This window comes from Microbulbifer maximicatervae (SeqCode) (assembly GCF_052467825.1).
The window spans coordinates 4,877,018-4,897,855 of the sequence record NZ_CP174327.1 but is presented as its reverse complement, the minus strand read 5'-3'; the positions used below and the strand labels follow the sequence as shown (position 1 = coordinate 4,897,855).

Annotated in this window: 16 protein-coding genes; 5 read left to right on the top strand and 11 right to left on the bottom strand. The window is 46.1% G+C overall.

Annotation, left to right across the window (positions count from 1 at the left end):
• Positions 1-3: 3 nt before the first annotated feature.
• The 5 genes from ACJJII_RS21520 to ACJJII_RS21500 all read right to left on the bottom strand — a co-directional run bounded on the left by ACJJII_RS21520 (position 4) and on the right by ACJJII_RS21500 (position 5,312).
• Positions 4-2,223 (bottom strand): ATP-dependent helicase, encoded by a 2,220-nt coding sequence (locus ACJJII_RS21520; RefSeq protein WP_444917683.1) that lies wholly within the window; start codon positions 2,221-2,223, stop codon positions 4-6.
• A gap of 66 nt (positions 2,224-2,289) precedes the next feature.
• Positions 2,290-4,020: a SulP family inorganic anion transporter gene (locus ACJJII_RS21515; RefSeq protein ID WP_444917682.1), complete on the bottom strand. Its 1,731-nt coding sequence runs from the start codon at positions 4,018-4,020 to the stop codon at positions 2,290-2,292.
• 95 nt (positions 4,021-4,115) lie between these two features.
• Positions 4,116-4,550, bottom strand: coding sequence for a DUF6691 family protein (locus tag ACJJII_RS21510; protein ID WP_444917681.1), 435 nt, complete (start codon positions 4,548-4,550; stop codon positions 4,116-4,118).
• Positions 4,550-4,993 carry a YeeE/YedE family protein gene (locus ACJJII_RS21505; protein WP_444917680.1) on the bottom strand — a complete coding sequence of 148 codons (444 nt, stop codon included), beginning with the start codon at positions 4,991-4,993 and terminating at the stop codon, positions 4,550-4,552. The genes ACJJII_RS21510 and ACJJII_RS21505 overlap by 1 nt, the downstream gene beginning before the upstream one ends.
• 4 nt (positions 4,994-4,997) lie before the next feature.
• Positions 4,998-5,312, bottom strand: coding sequence for an ArsR/SmtB family transcription factor (locus ACJJII_RS21500; protein ID WP_282932131.1), 315 nt, complete (start codon positions 5,310-5,312; stop codon positions 4,998-5,000).
• Positions 5,313-5,404: 92 nt separating this feature from the next.
• Between ACJJII_RS21500 and ACJJII_RS21495 the strand changes: the two genes are divergently transcribed.
• The 3 genes from ACJJII_RS21495 to ACJJII_RS21485 all read left to right on the top strand — a co-directional run bounded on the left by ACJJII_RS21495 (position 5,405) and on the right by ACJJII_RS21485 (position 8,577).
• Positions 5,405-6,283, top strand: a complete 879-nt coding sequence (locus tag ACJJII_RS21495) for an MBL fold metallo-hydrolase (RefSeq protein WP_444897842.1) — start codon at positions 5,405-5,407, stop codon at positions 6,281-6,283.
• Between the two features lie 55 nt (positions 6,284-6,338).
• Entirely contained in the window at positions 6,339-6,752 is a 414-nt protein-coding gene (locus ACJJII_RS21490) for a protein tyrosine phosphatase family protein (protein WP_444917679.1), read from the top strand.
• Positions 6,753-6,843: 91 nt separating this feature from the next.
• Entirely contained in the window at positions 6,844-8,577 is a 1,734-nt protein-coding gene (locus tag ACJJII_RS21485) for a SulP family inorganic anion transporter (protein WP_444917678.1), read from the top strand.
• Between the two features lie 50 nt (positions 8,578-8,627).
• Here the strand turns inward: ACJJII_RS21485 and ACJJII_RS21480 are convergent, their stop codons facing one another.
• From ACJJII_RS21480 to ACJJII_RS21470, 3 genes are all read right to left on the bottom strand, one after another.
• Positions 8,628-9,869 carry a patatin-like phospholipase family protein gene (locus ACJJII_RS21480; protein WP_444917677.1) on the bottom strand — a complete coding sequence of 414 codons (1,242 nt, stop codon included), beginning with the start codon at positions 9,867-9,869 and terminating at the stop codon, positions 8,628-8,630.
• An 810-nt stretch (positions 9,870-10,679) separates the two neighbouring features.
• Positions 10,680-11,963, bottom strand: a complete 1,284-nt coding sequence (locus ACJJII_RS21475; RefSeq protein WP_444917676.1) for a phthiocerol/phthiodiolone dimycocerosyl transferase family protein — start codon at positions 11,961-11,963, stop codon at positions 10,680-10,682.
• A gap of 117 nt (positions 11,964-12,080) precedes the next feature.
• On the bottom strand, positions 12,081-12,584 hold the full coding sequence (locus tag ACJJII_RS21470) for an ester cyclase (protein ID WP_444917675.1): 504 nt from the start codon (positions 12,582-12,584) through the stop codon (positions 12,081-12,083).
• Between the two features lie 1,056 nt (positions 12,585-13,640).
• Here ACJJII_RS21470 and ACJJII_RS21465 point away from each other — a divergent pair.
• Together ACJJII_RS21465 and ACJJII_RS21460 are read left to right on the top strand one after the other, a co-directional pair.
• Positions 13,641-15,014, top strand: a complete 1,374-nt coding sequence (locus tag ACJJII_RS21465) for an MFS transporter (protein ID WP_444917674.1) — start codon at positions 13,641-13,643, stop codon at positions 15,012-15,014.
• A gap of 246 nt (positions 15,015-15,260) precedes the next feature.
• Positions 15,261-17,039 carry a sulfatase-like hydrolase/transferase gene (locus tag ACJJII_RS21460; protein ID WP_444917673.1) on the top strand — a complete coding sequence of 593 codons (1,779 nt, stop codon included), beginning with the start codon at positions 15,261-15,263 and terminating at the stop codon, positions 17,037-17,039.
• 180 nt (positions 17,040-17,219) lie between these two features.
• Here the strand turns inward: ACJJII_RS21460 and ACJJII_RS21455 are convergent, their stop codons facing one another.
• The 3 genes from ACJJII_RS21455 to ACJJII_RS21445 form a co-directional block, all read right to left on the bottom strand.
• Positions 17,220-18,308, bottom strand: a complete 1,089-nt coding sequence (locus ACJJII_RS21455; protein ID WP_444917672.1) for a hypothetical protein — start codon at positions 18,306-18,308, stop codon at positions 17,220-17,222.
• Between the two features lie 487 nt (positions 18,309-18,795).
• Positions 18,796-20,019, bottom strand: coding sequence for a hypothetical protein (locus ACJJII_RS21450; RefSeq protein WP_444897801.1), 1,224 nt, complete (start codon positions 20,017-20,019; stop codon positions 18,796-18,798).
• Positions 20,020-20,216: 197 nt separating this feature from the next.
• The gene (locus ACJJII_RS21445; protein WP_444917671.1) at positions 20,217-20,687 is read right to left on the bottom strand and encodes a hypothetical protein; all 471 of its coding nucleotides are present in this window, start codon (positions 20,685-20,687) and stop codon (positions 20,217-20,219) included.
• Positions 20,688-20,838 lie beyond the last annotated feature (151 nt).

Genomic DNA, 20,838 nt, shown 5'->3' with positions numbered 1-20,838 from the left:
TTGCTACATCAGATATTGTGACAAAGTCTCCCAATCAAACCGCCGAGCTTTTCCATCGCTAAATAAAACTTCGATACGCTTGTCCTCCCATCCCAAAACCCTTCCATAGCCAAGTTTTCGATGTCGCAGTCCCTCTCCAGGTTCGGGTTTTCGCATGGGTGCCCGGGGTGCACTGATATTGGGGTTGTAATCGCAAGCTTCTAAATAGTGGAGTGCTTGACGCGATACCGGTACATCAGTATCGATTTTTTCCGGGCGCTCCTTAAGGGAGTCTGCCATCAATTTACTTAAAGGAAGCTGCATTTCATTAATAAATAATGAAGGCTGCGAAGCCTCGGGATCATTCTTTTTGGGGTCTTCTGCAGGGGCCAACAAGAAGAGTTTTGACTTGGCGCGGGTCATCGCCACGTACATCAAGCGGCGTTCGCTCTCCAGTGACGCGGGTGTGCTGAAGTCCCGTTGGGGCTGATAGGGCATATTGTGCTGGGTGAGGGTGGGGATAATCACTTGTTCCCACTCCAAACCTTTAGCCTGGTGCATAGTCGTTATCTGTATAGCATCCGCTTCGGTTTGTTCGCCCTCCCGGTGTTGGCGTTGCAGCTCTTGTAGATGTGCCAGGGCTTCAGCGGGCGGCTGCTTCAGAGTGTCCAGGTATTTGCAGAAAGCGAGGATGGTTTGTTGTCTCTCCTCCCCTTGTTGGCGGGTGAAGGCGTCGTCAGCGATTCCGCTGAGAAGTTCCAGTTCACCGATATGGCGACGCAGTAGCTCTCCGGCGTGACCGCGCCAGTTCTCAATCTGGGTAAGCAGGTCTGCCCGTTGGCGCAAGCGCTTGGTCTGGGGCTTGCTCAGGTTTTCAGGTAGTAGGGCAATTAGCTTCTTGCCCCAGCCTTTGTCCAGCGCTGCCAGAGAAGAACAGGTGGGCTCCAGGACTTTGCGCGGAATACGCACATGGGGAGAGGTCAGCCATTCGTAAAGTCCCTGCTGGCGACGCTTGGGAGGAAGTTCGGCGAATCGACCGGAGGCAATATTTAAACTCCAAAATAAGGGGCGCAGCTCCCGGCGCGAAAGGACGGTGTTGCGGCTTGCTGAACGGTAGGGAATATTATTGGCCAGCAGTGCCAGTTCAATAGGAGCGGCGATAGACCACAGCCGCACCAATACGGCGACATCCCTGAGTGACTGACCTTGCTTTTGACATCGGCGCAGGTGCTCTACAAGCCAGCGCCCCTCCTTATCGGTTTTTACCAGCTCGATTTCTGTTTGCTGATCTTCATTGGCAGAAACACAGAATATATCGGCGCGATCGCGATTGTTCTCAATAAAGTGGTTGGCGGCCAGGGATAGCTGGTGGCCGTAACGGAAAGTGCGGCTCAGGTGATAAATATTCGAGGGGGGAAAATCCCCATCGAAAAATGTGAGCAGGAAATCCGGTTTGGAGCCTCGCCATTCGTAAATTGTTTGGTCTGGGTCGCCAATCGCGATGACGTTGCCAGATTTTCCGTAGAGAACTCGCAATAAAAAGTGTTGTATCTCATTGATATCCTGGTATTCATCCACCAGGATATCTTCGTAATAACTACCGTACTGCTCGGCCATCTCCTCATCCATGCTGAGCAGCATGGCTGGGTCATAAATCAGATCGGCGTAGGTAACCGCATTTTGGCTGCGACGCCAAGCTTCAAAAGTGCGAAATACCTGTAAGAAATACATATATTCATCGCCGAGCTTTAATTCCTGAAATGCGCTGAGATCTCCCGATAGAATCGTTTTGGTGTAGTCGATAAAAAATTCAGCGGCCTCAATCTCAGATTGCTTCCGTGCTCTAATCTCTTCGAGTTCGTGGGTAGGCGCGCACTCTTCAATGGCCTTCCAGATTTGTAATTGGATTGTGGATTGAGGCAGGGGGGATAGGTTGGCAGCAGCGATATGATCATTGGCGATCATGCGTTGGTATAAACGATATCCAACACTGTGAAAGGTATGTACCGCTGGTATCGAGCCTTCAGCCAACTGCCGTAAGCGGCGGTCGAAGTCTTCCCGAGCACTGCGGTTGTACATTAATACCAGCAGTCGTTCGGGGGCGATACCTGCATCAAGGCGGTTCTTTATATAGTGCAACAGAGCAGTGGTTTTGCCGGAGCCGGCAACGGCAATGATCTTGGCGTGACCACCGGCGTGATCTGCAATTGCCTGCTGTTCAGAGGTAAGGTTATTTCCGCCCATCGCGCTCTTTGCTCAAATACTGGATATTTTGCCAGTGTTTAATGCTGTCTTACAAGTCGCGCAACCTTATTCGGATGGTTTGTCGCTATCGGAGATTTGATGGTGGCGCAGGGCAAGCTCAGCGATGTAGGGAGAGAGGAACACGCGGCCGCTCAATTCCTGCAGTAACTTGGAGTGGCCCAGGCGATCCAGTACAGCCCCTTTTACTTCAGCCAGATGTAGCTGGATATTCCGACTTTGTAAATCCCGGTTTACTTGTAACAGACGCTCTATTGCTGTGCTGTCGATCCGGTTAACAGACGATAAAATCAGCACCATATGGCGGGTATTGCGATGTCGCTTTATCTCTACAAAAAGTCGCTCCTCAATCGCATTGATGTTGCTAAAGAACAGGTTCTCATCAATACGCAGGAACAAAATTTCAGAGTCGGTTTTCACTGTATAGCGAAGCACATTGCGGAACTGCTCGGTGCCCGGTACACGCCCCACGACAGCTATATGTGGCCGGCTGGCTCGCCAGATCAATGTGGCGAATGAGAGCCCCACGCCCAGGGCAATCCCGGTCTCCACACCAAAAAACACTACCCCGAGAAATGTGCCGGCCATAGCCAGTCCATCGGTGCGGTCGTAGCGCCAGTGGTGGGCCATACCCTGGAAGTTGATCAGGTTTGCGGCTGCAACAATGATGGTGGCAGCTAGCACGCAGATTGGCAGTTCGGTAAAGACTTTGGTGGCATACAGAAGTAGCAGGGCGATTAGCACTGCGGCTATCACGCCGCTGAGGGGGGTTTTTGCTCCACTCTCATCATTAACGGCTGTCCGTGCAAAGCTGCCGGTTACCGCAAACCCTCCTGAAAATGCGCTGAGAAGGTTGGAGGCGCCCAGCCCCCGCAGTTCCGCATTAGTGTTGAGCTTCTCGCCGCGCCGCTGGGCGATAGAGTGAGCAATAGATAAGCTTTCGACAAAGCCGAGTAGGGCAATAATCAGGGCGGGCAAAAGCAGTTTGTAAATCAGCCCCGGGTTAATAGAGGGGATACTTAGGTGCGGTAGGCCAGCGGGAATAACTCCCACAACGGGTAACTCCTTCTCCCAGTGAAAAATAGCGGTGAGCACAATGGCAATCACCACGATAAGCATGGGCGCCAACCGCGAAAGCAACTTGGATCGTGCTGGGCCGACCCCGATTTTCCTGAGCAGGAAGGGCAAACCTAGTCGGGCGGCAATTAAGCTGGCCAGTGCAATGAGCCCCAGCAGAGCTGCTTCCCGATCGGTTTCGGGCAGATGGTTAAAGGTGCTGATCAATATCTCGAGAACCGTATCGCCATTGCTTGATATTCCCAGTAAGGGGGCAATCTGCCCGGCAATAATCAGCAGCGCGGCGCCGGAGACAAAACCGTCGACAACCGGAAGGCTCAAGAGGTTGGCGAGGCTGCCGAGGCCAAGAAACCCCATTAATAGCAGGATTGCTCCACTCAAGAGTGCTAATAATATGGCGCCGGAAATGTACTCGGGACTTCCCGGTGAGGCTATGGGGGTCAGAGCTGAAGCGGTCATTAGGGCGAGCACGGCCACCGGGCCGACGGACAGCACTGAGCTGGAGCCAAACAGTGCGTATCCTATTAATGGGAGCAGCCCAGCGTAGAGCCCTAGATATGGGGGCAGGCCGGCAAGTGCGGCATAGGCGAGGGCCTGTGGGATCAGCATCATGCTGGCCAGGAGGGCGGCAACACTATCTCCCACCAGCCACTTGGGCTGGTAGCGTCGAAGCCATGGAGGGATTAGGTGGAGTAGCCGCATCCTTACACTTGTTTCCGCTCTCTTCCTGCCGCAATTGTGTGAACTGCTCAAACAAGATAGACGGCGGTTGCCTCACCGTTGTGCTTGAGCGCAAGTTACTCCACTGCGGCAGTGCGCTTGATCCCGAAGAGTTGGAATATCCCCATACCCGTGAGCATGGCGAGTACAAAAATTACTGCTTTAAGTTGTCCCGCCCCGGTAGCGACAATCGCCGGTCCGGGGCAAAACCCCGCCAGCCCCCAGCCGGCGCCAAATAGAAGGCTGCCCAATACCAAGCGGCGATCAACCTGGTTACTTGCCGGCAGGTGAAGCGGTTGCTTCCAGATAGACAGTCCTCGCCGTCTGATGAAATGGAATAGTGGCAGGCCCACAGCGATAGCGCCAAACATCACCAGTCCCAGAGAGGGGTCCCAGGCGCCGGCTAGATCGAGGAAGCCGATGACTTTCTCCGGGTTGGCCATACCGGAGAGCAATAAACCCAGGCCGAAAGTGAGCCCGGCCAAAAGTGCGCTGATATTGGTTTTCATCATCATTGCCCCAGCTGGCCGATCAGGAGGTGTCGCATTAGAAACACGGTTGCGAAGCCCGCGGCCATAAATATCAGGGTGGCGGTTAGCGAGCGAGTGGAGAGTCGGGACAAGCCGCAAACACCATGGCCACTGGTACAACCGGAAGCCATCCGCGTGCCCAGGCCCACCAGTAATCCCGCTGCAATTAAGGTGGGATAACCTGCCTGGATATCAATGTCGGGCACTGCTGCAAAGATTTTCCAGGCAAGAGGGCTTATCAATAGCCCCCCGATAAAGGCCAGGCGCCATAGGGAGCCCTGGATTTGGTCAAGCAGTCCGCCAATGATGCCAGAGATACCTGCGATACGACCGTTAAAGGCGAGTAAAGCGGCACTGGCAAGGCCAATCAGCAGCCCCCCGGCGAGTGAAGTGCCCGGGGTGAAAGCGGTCCAATCGATGGTCATGGGATTACTCCGCACAGTAGAGCTGGTAAAGGGTTTGCAGCAGGGCGAGTACTCGCGGGTCTGCAACCCGGTAGAAGACGTTTTTTCCCTCGCGGCGTGTTTCGACCAGGCCTTCGCGTCGGAGGACACCCAGTTGTTGGGACAGGCTTGGTTGATGAATACCCAGGCGCTCTTCCAATTCGCCTACATTTAACTCTTCCTGGCTGAGCTGACATAGAAGTAGCAAGCGGTCCTGATTGGCCAGGGAGCGCAGCATCGCTGCCGCCTGGCCAGCGGAATCGCGCATTTTGTTGAGATCGAGATGTTCAGTATCAGGCATAGGAACTAAATCAATTTACACAATTACAATATATTGTTTTATATAATATCACATTGTATATTGTTGGTGTAGTGAATACGGGAGAGCAGAAGATGGCTCATGAAGAACACTGTGCCCGAGTACAGCCGTTCCTGGATCGGGATACAGAAACCTGGAGCTATGTGGTGTACGACAGGGAAGGGGGTTCCGCCGCTATTGTGGACTCTGTGCTGAATTTTGATTCAGCCTCGGGTCGCACCAGTAGCCGAGGTGCTGAGGAGCTGGTGTCATTTATTCAAGAGAAAGACCTGACTCTGGAGTGGATACTGGAGACTCATGCCCATGCTGACCACTTATCAGCGGCACCGTTTTTACGCCAGCAATTGGGTGGACGTATCGGAATCGGTGAACACATTTGCCAGGTGCAGAAAATCTTCCGCGATGTATTTAACCTTGAGCGGGAGTTCCTGGCAGATGGCAGTCAGTTTGATCATCTCTTTAAGGATGGTGAGACTTTCCAGGTGGGTAAGCTGACAGCGAAAGTGATTTACAGTCCCGGCCACACCCCCGCAGATATGGCCTGGCTAATCGGCGATGCGCTTTTTGTTGGCGATACCTTATTTATGCCGGATGTTGGCAGTGCGCGATGTGACTTCCCCGGCGGCGATGCGTCAGAGCTGTATCGCTCAGTGCGTAAGATCTTGTCCCTTCCCGACCAAACCCGCATGTTTATGTGTCACGACTACCCGCCTAAAGGTAAGCGGGGCTATCAGTGTGAGACCAGCGTGGGAGAGCAACGCAGGGAGAATATTCATTTGCGCGATGGGGTTGCCGAGGAAGATTTTGTCGCGGTGCGCCGCAAGCGCGATGCCACTTTATCTGTGCCGCGGCTGATAGTACCGTCTGTGCAGGTGAATATTCGAGCGGGGCAAATGCCCCCGGCAGAATCGAATGGTACGGTTTATTTGAAAGTGCCGCTTAATCAGCTTTAGACGAAATTATTGATCGATATATTTATTCAGTTGAATGCATAGAACTGAGGTGACAATGAATATTAAACAATTAGATGAACAGGTGAGCGTTTCTGAGCATATAGCCTGTGAAAGTATGGTGCCATTGGCTCAGAGTGGGGTACAAGTTGTAGTATGCAATTGCCCGGAAGGTGAGAGTGAAACTCACCCCTCCTACGTGGAAATGGAGCAGGCCGCATTGGCGGTGGGCATTAAATTTGTGGCTATTCCTTTTACTCGCGGACGTATGATGCGAAATCACTGCGAGGCATTTCGTGATGTTTTACAGGAAGGAGACAAAGTGCACGCGTTTTGCCGGACGGGTAATCGTTCCAGCCAGGTATGGGCCGGCGCTAAGGTCCTGATGGGGGCAGATAAAAAGCAGCTCAAGTCCCAGGCCCAGGCCGCAGGATTCGATATTGGTGCAGTGCTGATATCGATTGAACCCTAGCTCTAAAATGCAGCACTTTCGGTGCTGCAATTCAAACCCTTCTTTTAAGGTGATAGAACTCAGGCCGTAAGGCCAGAGCGGAAAACAGATCATGGCGATGCAGCATCTCACCAGATGGTTTCCCATTCTGGCAACTATTCACTCCTATAATCGGCAGCTGCTAACCCAGGACCTACTGGCGGCTTCAATTGTTACCGTGCTCCTTATTCCCCAGTCCCTTGCTTACGCTTTGCTTGCAGGATTGCCACCTGAGGTGGGCCTCTATGCGAGTATTGTTCCGCTGCTAGTCTATGGCCTGTTAGGCAGCAGTCAAACACTATCCGTAGGACCTGTAGCGGTAATCTCCTTAATGAGCGCCGCTGCTCTTGGAAAGGTAACAGCGAGCGGTGAGGTAGACTACCTCACTGCAGCAGCGATATTGGCGCTCTTGTCCGGGGGAATTCTCACCGTATTAGGTATATTAAAGTTAGGTTTTCTCGCTAACTTTTTATCACACCCGGTAATCTCTGGCTTTATAACTGCCTCTGCATTATTAATTGCACTTAATCAGGTTACCCAATTGCTGGGGCTATCGGTTCATGGAGATACAATATTAGAGCTGTTGCCTGGCTTGTTTGAAAACTTGGGTGGCTATAATCAGTTGACCTTGTTAGTCGGTTTGGGGGTGGTGCTATTTCTATACCTATCTAGAGCTTGTGCGGCAAAACTATTGCAAAGATTAGGAATTACAGCTGATACCGCTAATCTTCTGTCTAAGTCATCCCCCGCAGTAGCAGTGCTGATAACCGTGTACTTCTCATATACTTTTAACCTTGAAGCATGGGGAGTAGCCCTTGTTGGCAGTGTTCCTTCGGGGCTGCCTCAATTTACCTTGCCAAAGCTGTCGCTTTCCCTATTTGAGTCACTTGCGTTACCTGCGCTAATGATTGCTATCATCGGCTATGTAGAATCGATATCCGTAGCAAAGACTTTAGCCACAAAACGTAGACAAAGAATTGATTCCAACCAAGAGCTAGTGGCTTTAGGATTTGCAAATGTTGGGGCAGGTTTTTCTGGCGGATTTCCGGTAAGTGGCGGCTTCTCACGCTCAGTTGTAAATGCTGACGCGGGAGCACAAACACAGTTTGCCAGCCTATTTACCGCAATGGTCATTGGATTCACGGCTCTTTTTCTAACGTCACCACTATATTTTCTTCCGAAAGCTACTCTCGCTGCCACTATTATTGTTGCAGTACTTTCACTGGTAGATTTTTCTATCTTGCGTAAAACTTGGCAATTTTCCAAGGCGGATTTTCTTGCTGTAGCGGTGACAATCTTCGTTACTCTATTATTTGGCGTTGAGTCGGGCGTGCTCTGTGGAGTGGGGGCATCGCTACTATTATTCATTTGGCGCGCATCAAAGCCTCATATTGCAGAGGTAGGATTAATCGAAGGCACTGAGCATTTCCGCAATATAGATCGACACCCAGTTAAAACTGCTTCTGAGATTCTTACTTTTAGAGTAGATGGCCGTCTGATGTTCTCTAATATAAGTACATTGGAAGAGCGTATTTATAGCCGTCTAGGAGGTAATTCCCAGGTCAGGCATGTTATCCTGATGTGTAGTGCCGTTAATGAAATTGATTGGAGTGCCTTGGAAGTACTGGAAAGTATAAACAGTAACTTGCTTAATAGAGGTGTTCGACTTCATCTTTCTGAAGTTAAAGGTCCGGTGATGGACCGTTTGGAGAGAAGTAGCTTTTTACAAAAGCTCTCTGGCGAAGTATTTTTAAGTCAGTACCAGGCATTTGTAAATATACAGGTAGGGCAAGGAGGTAACACATAGATGCCTGGAAACCTTCTAGGTTTCCCCCATGTTGATTTAAGAGTCACCTGTCAAGACTTATCACTTGAATTTTTAATGCTCTCACTTTTTAAATGGTCGATAATTAGATCGATTTGGGCCTGATTGTCTTTGATTAGTTGGTCCGAATAGTCCTTTAACTTTGGGAGCTTCTTATGCTCAAATATGCCGATAAAAGGCTCTCGAATTTCGATATTTAGATAGTCGTATTCTATCCTCCCTTCTTCAGATAAAGACTTTGCAATTTCCAGTGTATGGAGCTGGTGTGTATCCATTGAGCGCTGCATATTTGTTAATGCATCTCGAAACCAGTTTATTTGTCCCCAGTTTTTCAATGTGTCGTAGTTTGTTGTTGAGCTAAGGAGTCGAGGGCTGCCAGCACCTAATACCAGGATGTAGTAATTTTTATCGGGAAATTCGTTGATAACATCTCGAAGAATCATACTGGCCGGGTTGTTCATAGCTATAGCTGCATCTGCAAACACACATTGGGATTCGTTTTCCGATTCTGCAAATTCAGGCTCGCAATGCTGGATACCTTCATCTTCCGAATAATTGAATACGACAGGTGGAAAAGCAGTTTCAGCACTTACCGCGGCTGTCATTAATTGATAAAGCCGATCGGTGGGGAGATAATTAACCGTCTCACCTTTGTTCTTGAAAAGATGTATCTGTCCGTCCTTTAAGTTTAAAGAAGGAATGATTACGTAGTTCTCAAGTTCAGTAAAATTAAGGTCTTTAGTATAATGTTTTTCCATTACCTCATGTAATCGGCTGCCAAAATAAGAGGGTGAAAACAGACCGCCTGCGGTTAGGAACTTGTGATACCAAGGAGGAGAGAAAAGGTAATTTACTTCGTTCTCATAGATATCAACCAGATAGTCGAGATGGGAAAGCTTTTGCCCGTTTCTGGTGGGAATAGCTTCATCAGGAATATTGACGCCTGTTGCGATAATTGCTCCAGTGGAAACCCCTGAAAAAACGTCGAATACCTGATCAAGGGGCTTTCCCAATTTATCTTCAATGTACTGCAATACATGTAGAGGAATTAAGCCTCTGACTCCTCCGCCTGCTACGACGAGGATATTAATCGTGTCTTTTTGCTGGAGATAATCGGTATTGTGAGTAAGATCATACGTGACCGACTCTCGAGGGAATGTGGTTGTTTGCGTAAAAAAATTGTTATAAACGTAGGCGAAAAAAGCATAACCAACAGCAATATACACAAGTGCAATAATAGTCTTTTTGAAAGAGGCGTTGAACTTACTTGCCATGTTGTACCCAAAACCATCCGCTCCTCATGGGTTTTGCCTTTTTAAAGACAAACCCCCAAGTGTATATTAACTTTTATTTTGTACCTTCAAAGACTGAATGGTGATAAATCAAAATCTATAAGTAATATAGTAAGGAGTTTATGCGGAGCTTAAGTAGAAAGTGTAATTATTATAGTTGGCAGTGACTTGTCTCGAAATCCAACGCTGGTAAACCCCGCCTTTCTATTGATATAGCATGTGCAATGATATCTAGCGGAAGTAATGCGGCTAGATTATGTATCTTGGTTTTTGAAATTAATGTGTTTGGATTGTAACAACTAATTCGTACGGTCTTGCCGCAAATGAAACAGCGTAGTAGTGGAGCTGTTATCCACAAGTCAAGTGTTTAGGGGAGGGTTCGAATTACCTTTTATTGGCTCATATAATGCTACCAAGCACGCGATAGAGGGAATCGCAGAAAACTACCGCGTAGAGTTGGCTCAATTTGGCATTCAGTCTCTGATTGTTCAGCCTGGTTAACATTCATTTAGAACAACTGTTGATGGTACAGGATTAAATTCCACCATTGGGAAAATCAACAAAGTCACAGAAGAGATGATGCAAAAAAATTATTCAGCTTATGGGATGAGCAATATTTTCCAGGTTAAGTAGCTTTGCTAATATAAATAGTTGCTTGGCAATTCAAAAAAACAAGTTGATTTTTAGCGAGTTTGCGAGGTGCTTATTTGTATAAGAGTTAATTTTTTAATGGATGCTTTCAGGGTTTCCATTTTAGGGTTGTTTGCTTAAAGTATTTGCTTGTATGGAATGCTATTCCAAAATAAGGCCATTTAATATACGCATATATTCATTAACAAATAAATCAATACTATATCTGCTAATCAATGGTTCACAATACCCAAAAACAAAGACTGAATTACGGTAAGTGGTAAAGGTAGCAGCCATTAATGGGTTAATACCGTTAGTTAGAGTGATCATCGGCATTTGAATTTCAAAATACTCCATTTCATCGGCTAAAAGAGGTATGCTGCCTGCATTGGATACAATAATCCCTGCTGGAAAGGACTTCTGTTGGGCTGTTATCTCTGAAGCCATATGAGTTATATCGCTCATCGTATAGTCTGAACTGAGATTTTTTGTCATAGGCCTCTGCTTGAGCAGTACCGAAAAGATTTGCTTTTGTAGAATTTTGGCAACATCAATAACATTGGCAGACTCTATATTTGGGGGGAGCTTCAAGCTAGCGGTTTCGGAAAAGGCTCCAATATGCCCTATGGGAATGTTCGGGGAGCATAGCCCTCTGGCATCCATCGATAAAATTACTTCTGTTAATTTTTTGTCAATAGGTACTGCTCGTGCAGCAATAGATGCAATGGCACAGTAGATTGCAGTAATTTTTATGCCGTTACTCTTGCCCCAATTAGCGAGTTTTTTAGTTCTTTCTGGCGACATAAGATATGAAATTGCACATGACTTGCGCTCATTGGGAGCGGCTTGCTTTTCTACCGGCCAGATGAAATCGTCAATGTTCTTATGTTCAACTCCCTTTTCTCCAAAATATCCAGCTGACTCTAGCTGGCTCGCAATGCTTTCTTGTAGTGGTAGTGACTTGGCCTGTTCAAGTGTTTCGTTAGATCGCAGAAATTTGTCTAAATCTGAAAATATAGTCATTACTGACCTGCCATCAAATGCCGCATGAATATTGATGACAGAAATCCACTCTACGAGACCTTCTTTATTAAGGTAGAGCTTTATGCTGTATACATATTTTTCACTGTCCAGGCAGTTTATGCCGTGAACTCTAAACTCATCCTCTAAATTGAGAGTATCACCAACTTGGCATATATTTAATGGAATATCATTGAAGTCAACGTCGCAAATCCAGCGAAGTTTTTCCCCTCTTTGGATACGAGCGCGTAGAAGAGGGTGGCGTTTGTGTAGGTACTCTAATCCTGTGCGTAAAGTGTCAACACTTAACGATTTGCAGACTCTAATAAAAGAAACAAATTGTAAGCCACCATAGGAGAGCCTTGTCATCTCTATAAACAAGGCTTCTTGGGGACCAAGTTCTCGAGATGGAGTTTCTAAACTCATAAAAGACACCGACCAAAATATCGACGATCTTGATTGTTTGGGTTCAGAGCAGCATGAATGCCGTATTCGGGAATGTATCCTGACTTGCTGTCAAGGATAGTATTGCTCCGCAATTGACTACTTCAGTGCACCAAGCTGCTTTAGGAATCCATATTTATCCCAAGTGACCCAAGCTTCGACTATTTTTCCGTCTTGAATCTTGGAGAATTCTACGGCATCCCAGGTGATTGTTTTTTTGGTTGGAGTTTCCCCCATAAACGAGCCGACATGATTAGCACTGACAGTAACATGGGTTGCGACTAAATCTCCTTCAGCTACTTGCTTGGTACTGACCGCCTTGATGTCTTTGAAAGCTTTGTGAAACATAGCCACCTCTTCTTCAAATTGTTTGAGGTTACGCTTTTGTGGGCCTGCGCTATCCGTCGTTGCAGAATCCAGGTTGTTTATATAGTTAGGAGATAAAATTGTCATGGGATCTATCTTATTGCCGCTTAGCCATAACCCCACAGCTTGCATTGCGAGTTTTTTATTCTCTTCTAGGTTATTTGGCTGTGCTACCACCAAATTGGTGATACTGAATAAAAGGGCTGTTAAAACCAAACAGGAAGCTCGTTTGAACATTTGATAGATTCCTTTCTACATAAATTAGGGTGTGTTTCAGGACGTCTTGTAAACGACATTGAAAATGAGTAAAGAATTGTGTCATCTCCTATTATGGACACATATTCAATAAGGTGAATCGATATTCAGGTAGTTTGGCAAGCTGTCCATCTTTAAATTTTAAGCGATTAAAAATCCGTCGCTAATTTTTTCATTCAAGATTGGTAGTTTCGAAGTTTTACACGGTGAGCGTTTCGAGGTCGCTTGTCACTCTAATACTTGTCAGCAGTTGCACCGTGGGGCTCTAATCTCAGTATTTTACATAGTCGAGTGGCGAGACAACTTGAGGTCTCTATTTGATTCTAAACAATCCTCGTCATAAATAATCTGCTGTTAACTAATGGTTTAATACCCCTAAAGAAATGTAGGTTTGTGATATTTTGACGACTACCAAAAAAAGTTAAAGCGATGTTTAATTTGGGTAACGATTAACAGGTTAACAGCTCGTTGTTATCGAAGAGTACTTTAGCCTAAATTTCGCAGGAGTCTATATGGTGAGTGTGTCCCAACCATGTAGGCTCGAAATATCACCAATCTTTGATAAGGATATGGTTTTAATATTTTGGTGGCTCGAACATCGATTCATATTCGCATTGGCAGTTTTGCATATTTTTTCATTTTATTGCTTTCTGTAGCTCGATATTTGTAAGTTGCGATATAACAAAAATATCCCAGTTTTCTTTGATGTTTCCATTTCGAGTATTTAGCTAGATTTGATGTGTATATAAAAATATATAGACGGTCACAGACGGCAGGTGTTAAACATGTCCAAATGAATCTGTATTATCTGTTGTTTGTTGGCCTCTCAAATGACAATAAGACGTGTTGTCCATGCATACTTAAATCGTTACTTTTTGTCAATAACTAACCTGTAGATTAACTTGTTAAAAAGTGAAGCCAAATCAATTTACACATATTTCTTTGTTTAAGGTTAGAATTATATGGGGAGGCGGATCTATTGCGCCTGTGTGTCGAGAAGATATTCTCCTATGTTAATTCGGAAACTGTATAGTATAAATGATGAGCATAAGGGCTATCTCTTCGAGTCAATATTGGGGACTGTTTGTTCTCTTTTTATCAGTATTTTTGATCGCCAGCGATTTCACCGCCTTTTCACCAGCTCTCCCCGCTATCGCCAAAGACTTTTCTGTCCGCATATCATTTGTGCATTGGGTAGTGAATGCCTATGCCCTGGCGTATGGAGTCATTATTGTGACCAGTGGGCGTTTCGCGGATATCTACGGGCGTGAAAAGATTTTTTTGATAGGTATTTTTATCTTTTCTTTCTCATCTCTCCTGGGAGGTCTTGCCAATGAAGTTAAGATGCTGTTAATCGCCAGAGCATTGATGGGACTAGGGGGTGCATTGGCCTGGTCGGCAATGCTGGGGATGGCTTACACATTGTTGCCATCAGATCGCGCTGGATTTGTTGGGGGATTTATTTTGGCTGCGCTAGGCGTGGCTACAGCTTGCGGCCCTGTTATAGGTGGGATGTTGTCAGATTTTTTGAGCTGGCGCTGGATTTTATTTATAAATATCCCCATTGCTATCTTTGTGGTCGTTTTTTACGTATTGAAGTACCCGTCAGAGCAGTTTGAAAAAAAAGACGAACGAATTGATTACTTGGGCGTGTTAACTCTCTCCGTATCCCTTTTCCTGTTTTTGTTGGCTCTTGACTTAATGACTCAGACCGGTATTTCTCGACTCTTGGTTTTCTGTCTTCTGGCAATATCTTTATTGGCTGCGATAACTTTTGCTTTTGTTGAAGCTAGAATGGAAGATGATGCTCTTATTCCAGAGGGCTTGGTGAGAAATCGTGTGTTTATGGCATCAGGAGTTAGTGTGTTTTTTGTCGCTATCGCCTTCTTTGCAACCCTTGTCTATATCCCTTTGCTTTTTATTAGCGTGCATCATTATTCTGCATTTCAGGCCGGATTGGCTTTGTTGCCAGCTATGGTCTCTTCTGGCGTTTTTGCATTTGTATCTGGAGCAATTCATGAGCGGTTTGGCCCCAAATTACTGCTCTGTTCAGGCGCCCTGGCGATGAGTCTGGGGCTTTTCATGCTTTCGGTTCACGGTAATCATATTGTCTACCCAGTCTTTGTACCGGGTATGTTATTGATTGGTAGTGGCTTGGGTATATTTAGCCCTGCCGCTGTGACCGCTGCAATTACCTCTGTGGAGGCCTGTAAATCCAGTTTATCTGGTGCTGTTGTCTATATGTTCCGTTTTTTAGGTGGTGCTGTGGGTTTGGGGATCAATTCAGCCATATTGGCGTCAGCGCCGGATATTGCCACCGGTGTGAACCGGGCACTACTGGTAGATGGATTTATTGTCCTTATAGGGTTCTTGATTGCAATTTTCTTCTTTCAGGAGCCCCAGAGAAGGTAATTGACGCGCTGCTTAGATTCCTCTTAGGCAATACGGTTTCTTATCGGTATTTAGGAGCGTGTTTCCTATTTTCATTCTCTCTAAATGTTGACTGCAAGGGATAAGGCGAGTGGTCGGGGCTATCCTTCAACAAGTATTAGCGATGTTAACTCGTATGGGTTGTTAGCCGTTTAATATTGGCGGCTCAGGAAGGGCTGAGTTCTTAGAGATTGCTAATAGTAAATTTATACGAAATGGATCTCGGATATGAAATTGTCTTGGTTGCGGTTCTTGGCTGATAATTCTCTTGTTGTATCTCTTGCTGTAATCTTGATGGTGTCAGGCCCCATTGCTCTGGCAGAGAATTTACGGGGAAGTACCACGGGGCCAACTTCTGCACCAGGATACAGCCATCCGGATCAATTTCTGCATTTAAAGCCTGTAAAGCTGGCTGACAATATGTATCCCGTAATCCAGCATCCGCAAGAGGAAAAGCAAGCTAGACAGAAGCTGGCTCTTCTGGAGGAGAAGTTTGGCAAAAAGCCTAACATATTGATTTTCTTACTTGATGATGTGGGCTGGATGGATGTTGGTTTTAACGGAGGAGGAATTGCTGTCGGCAATGCCACACCCACCATGGATAAATTGGCGAATGAGGGGCTTATTTTAACCTCTGCCTATTCAACACCTTCATGCTCGCCAACACGGGCTACTATTCATACCGGCCAAAATCCGCTACACCATGGAATCCTACGCCCCCCTATGTACGGTGAGGCTGGTGGCTTGGACGGAGCGGTAACTATGCCGGCGGTACTCAAAAAGTTAGGCTACGTGACCCAGGGGGTCGGTAAATGGCATATGGGAGAGAATAAGGGCTCACTACCGCAGAATGTTGGTTATGACGATTACCGAGGGTTTCTCGGTGTATCAGATATGTATACGGAATGGCGGGACGTTTATTTCAATCCAGAAGTGGCGCTGTCTCCAGAGCGCTTTGCCATGATGCAGAAGGAGCCATTTAGTCATAGTGAGGTTCATTGCACGCCGCAGGACACGGAACGGTGTGAAGATCTCCATCTGATTGACCTGGACACTATCAAGGTGCTCGATGACCAGTGGATGGATTACAGTGTAAATTTCATTAGGCAAATGAAAAGCTCTGAAAAGCCATTCTTTTTGTATCACGCCCCCCGAGGTTGCCACTTTGATAATTATCCATCTGATACGTGGGCAGGGAAATCGCGAGCTCGTACAGTATATAGCGACTGTATGGTACATATGGATTATGTACTTGCACAGCTATTTAGTGCTTTGCAGGAAACAAACCAGCTGGATAACACTCTGATTTTCTTCACCTCGGATAATGGCCCCGAGTGCGAGGTTCCCCCTTATGGCCGAACCCCTTTCCGGGGTTGTAAAGGTACGAGCTGGGAGGGTGGAGTAAGAGTGCCGACATTTGCCTATTGGAAGGGGATGATAGAGCCGCGCCGAACTGAAGGGTTGTTTGATCTGGCTGATCTCTTTAACACAGCAATTTCAATAGCGGGCAAGCCCGGTAGGGAGGTGGCAAGTTTTGTTAGTGAAGATCGATATATCGATGGTATCGATCAAACGGGAATGCTGTTGGCGGATAATGGCCAGTCTGCACGCCGTAGTCGGCCCTATACGATGAATCAGTATTTTTCTGCCATGCGTATTGATGAGTTCAAATATGTATGGACGGCAGAAATCGAAAATGGTGTCGTACAGAGGGGAAACTGGGGCGGGTTCAGTGGTCCCATTTTTGTTGAGAGTGGCGGGGCAATATTATTTAACCTTTATTCCAATCCTCAGGAAGATGTCAGTATCGGTGTGCGTCATTTGCCAATGCTTGTACCAGTGATGACATCGGCGGGAGACTATATGAAAGAACTCATTAAGTATCCCCCACAATTCAAGATCGGTTTTATATCCAATAATCCGCCAATCTATGACCTTTTACCTCAGGCTAAAGAGAAGTTGGAGCAGTTTGAGAAAGAGGGTACTGGTAAGTATCCCTGGCCTTAGAGTTGAATCTTGAAATACAACTTTAACTCTATGAGTGGATTTATGCTTGAGCCGTATAAGTATGTAATATTTTGACGGCTATTAAATAGGGTGGCGGGAGTCTTTCTCTTGAGATACAGGCCTCGATAGATCAAACAAAATGGCCGGCCTCGCTCGTGTTTCTGGAGGCCGGCCTGTGGACTACTGCAAGATTGTGCCGGTGTTACTGGTTCCCACTTGCGTAGCGGTTGCAGAGTTCCCAGATGTTGCCTGGGTGGTATCATGGGTGTTTGTTGTGCCCATTTGCATAATGTTGGCGGTATTCATTGTCATTGATTGGTTAATCGTAACCGTATTGGAATCTCCAATCTGTTCCACATCGGCAACCAGTAAATCTCCAAGCTGGAATAGCGTAGAGGAATTGCTTAAGCCATCCTGTTCGATCTCAGCATCGTTACTGTCACCAAATTGAATGGCAAAAACCATATTGGTTGTACCCAGTTGTTCGGCAAAAAGGTTATTACCGAGGCCGTCCTGCTGCCCAAGATCAGCATCGTTTGAATCGCCATCCTGTATTAGCTCAGCAGTACCACCGGTAGATGTAAATTGTGTTATGAGTGAGGTATTACCTGTCCCTAACTGGATTGTGCTCTGAATATTCCCCGATCCGTTGGCGACCTGAAAAAAGGTAGCCATATTTGATGTTCCATCCTGAAATATGGTGGCGGTGCTAGAAGTTTCACTTGACTGGGTACCGCCTACGTCATTAGTCGTTCCCAGTTGGATGACAACAAGTCCATTCCCCGAAGAGTTTGATTGAATAATAGAGCCGGTGTTTGAATCACCATTCTGGGTGATTGTGGCAGTATCGAGGGAGGAATTGAGTTGTGTTGTGGTGAATTGGTTGGAAGTGCCAATTTGTGTGGTTGTCGAAGTTACCGATGTGGTATTGGTTTGAGTGGCATCGAATAAATTAGTTTGACCACTTTGGAGTACAGTAATTGTCGATGTGGTCGCATTATCTTGCTCAATCGTCGAAACGGTATTGTTGTCGCCAATTTGGGTACTGTTGATAACACTATTTGTAGAGTTGGTTATCTGTGATGTGGTTGATGAATTGTTGTCGCCGGTTTGAGTGAATATCGCGAAGTTGCCCGACGTGGTGGGGTCAGCTTGGTTGGCTGTTGCTGTATTTCCGGTGCCATTTTGATTGACAATCGTGGTATTGGCGACAGCATGCGCGCTGATTGCTAAAGCAAGTGCCGAAGCAATATAGGTGTAAGCTTTCATATCTACTTCCTTACAAATCAACATATTAATCTTTATCAAGCGGATTACCGCCTGTTTGTCGATTTGGGACTCTGCGGAACATCTGGTTAGGCAAAGACGGCTCTCAAATCCCTGGGTAATTACTTGAATTATTCCCATCCAAAGTTACTGCTCACACCCAAGATACTATCGTTAAAATGATATTGGGTAATGATGTAGGATGACCTAACGATTTTCGGTCAGGTGAGCAGTATTTTCCTTGGGATTTAACTATCAATCTACTGAGAAGAAATCCCTAAAGAGGTAGTTGCAGGCCTGTATTGCAGTTTGTCTTGCATAAAAAAGAAGTGACTAATGACGTTAGTCATTTCTTTTATGCATTTAAAATAGGGGAGGGTAAAGCTTGGAAGCTTTAATTGTTGAAAGATTTACTATAGCAAATTAAATGTCACTATATCATTAGGTATGGCCGGCTCCAGATTGAGTTTCACAGGAGCCGGCCGATAAATTACTGCAAGATGGTACCTGTATTACTGGTACCTAGCTGGGTAGCAGTTGCTGAGTTTCCACTTGTTGCCTGGGTGGTGTCATGGGTGTTGGCGAAACCCATCTGCATAGTACTGGCATTATTGTTGGTTGATGTTTGGGTAATTGTTGCAGTATTCGAAGTCTGGATTTGTTCTATATAGGCTACGAGCAAGTCGCCATCCTGTGATAGATCTGCTGAGTTACTTAATCCATCCTGGAGGATTTCACCATCGTTACCCGCACCAGTTTGAAAGGTCATGACCGTATTGGTGGTGCCTAGTTGTTCAGCGTAGAGACTATTGCCCGCGCCTAAATCTTGTTCAATATCTGCATCGTTTGAATCACCTTCCTGTATTAATTCAGCAGAATCTCCGACACTGGTAAATTGAAGAACTAATGAGGTGTTACTCGTTCCCACCTGGGTTGTACTTTGAGTATTCCCTGTTCCGAGAGATTGTGTACTTCCCGACATATTTGATGTGCCATCTTGAAGTACCGTGATGGTGCCGGAAGTCTCAGTTGATTGAGCTGCTCCTGCGGTATTAGTTGTTCCAAGCTGGGTAATAAAAAGCCCATTCCCAGAGGAGGATGACTGAACCATGGAACCCATGTTGGAGTCACCATTCTGGGTGATTACGGTGTTATCCAAAGATGAGTTAGTTTGTACGGTGGTATATTGATTGGAGGTGCCAGTTTGTGTCGTTGTTGAAGTGCTTGAAGTAGTGCTAATTTGAAGCGCATTAAACAAATTGGTTTGGCCATTTTGCAGTACGGTAACAGTTGATGTAGTAGCGTCGCTTTGATCAATCGATGAAACAGTGTTGTTGTCGCCAAGTTGAGTGCTGTTAATAACACTATTCGTAGTGTTGACTACCTGAGATGTGGTCGATGAGTTGTTGTCACCGATTTGTGTGAATATCGCAAAGTTACCTGACGTGGATGGGTCAACCTGGTTGGACAGGGCTGAATTCCCGACGCCATTTTGATTGACAATGGTAGTATTGGCGGCAGCGTGCCCACTGATGGCTATAGCGACTGCCGCAGCAATGGAGGCGTAAGTTTTCATATCTATTTCCTTACAAATCAACATATTAAGTTCTATCAAGCGGATTACTGCCTGTTTGTCGATTTGGGACTCTGCTGAATAGCTGGTTAGGCAAAGACGGCTCTCAAATCCCTGGGTAATTACTTGAATTATTTTCACCCAAAGCTACCACTGACATCCAAAGCACTATCGTTAAAATGATATTGGATGACGTTATAGGATGACCCTCCGATTTTTGATTATGGGCCGGGTGTTTTCCCTGGGAATTAACTATCAATATTCTGAGAAGAAATTCCCAAAGGTGATCGGAGGCTCTTAATTCTTCGTCTGAGGGAGGGGGGAAGAGGCAGGTTCCTTTAAGCGCTCTTTACATCTTTGCCAGATTTTTCAACAAAATAATGGCATAAAAAGGCAATGGGAATTGAGTATAAAGCGATAATAAATGCGAGACCGAAGAAACCTGATTCTGTTGTTGCTATTCCTGCACAGCAAAGGAGAATGCTTGGAAGAGCACCACCCAACATCATAGAAACTCGGTTGTATCTCTGCATCTTTAACAGGAAGTGCTCAATAAGCTTCCCGTAGGTTAGGGTGGCGATTAAAGATATCAGGGTGGTCATCAGATAGAATGTCAGCATGGGGACTGTGCCACTAAGAATCTGAATTCCGGAAGTACCTGGCAAGGAAAAAACCGCAATAATAGTTGGCAATACGACACAGGTTAGCGCAGTAGCTTTAAGGGCAATAAGGAAGGATATAGTTTTGGGCGAAGGAGTGGTTTTACTTTCCAGGTTGGCCTTAGGCGCTTTGTAATAATTTGTAGGCATGTACTTATTGATGAAGCTCGTTTAAATCTGTTTTTTCAAGTGGAATGTAGCTTAATTAATGGTAATCATTAGCTGTTGTCATGTAAATGTGATAGTGGCTCGAATTATATTGATTTTTGATTACGAATTGAGGCTTTGCTGGGGTGGGTGT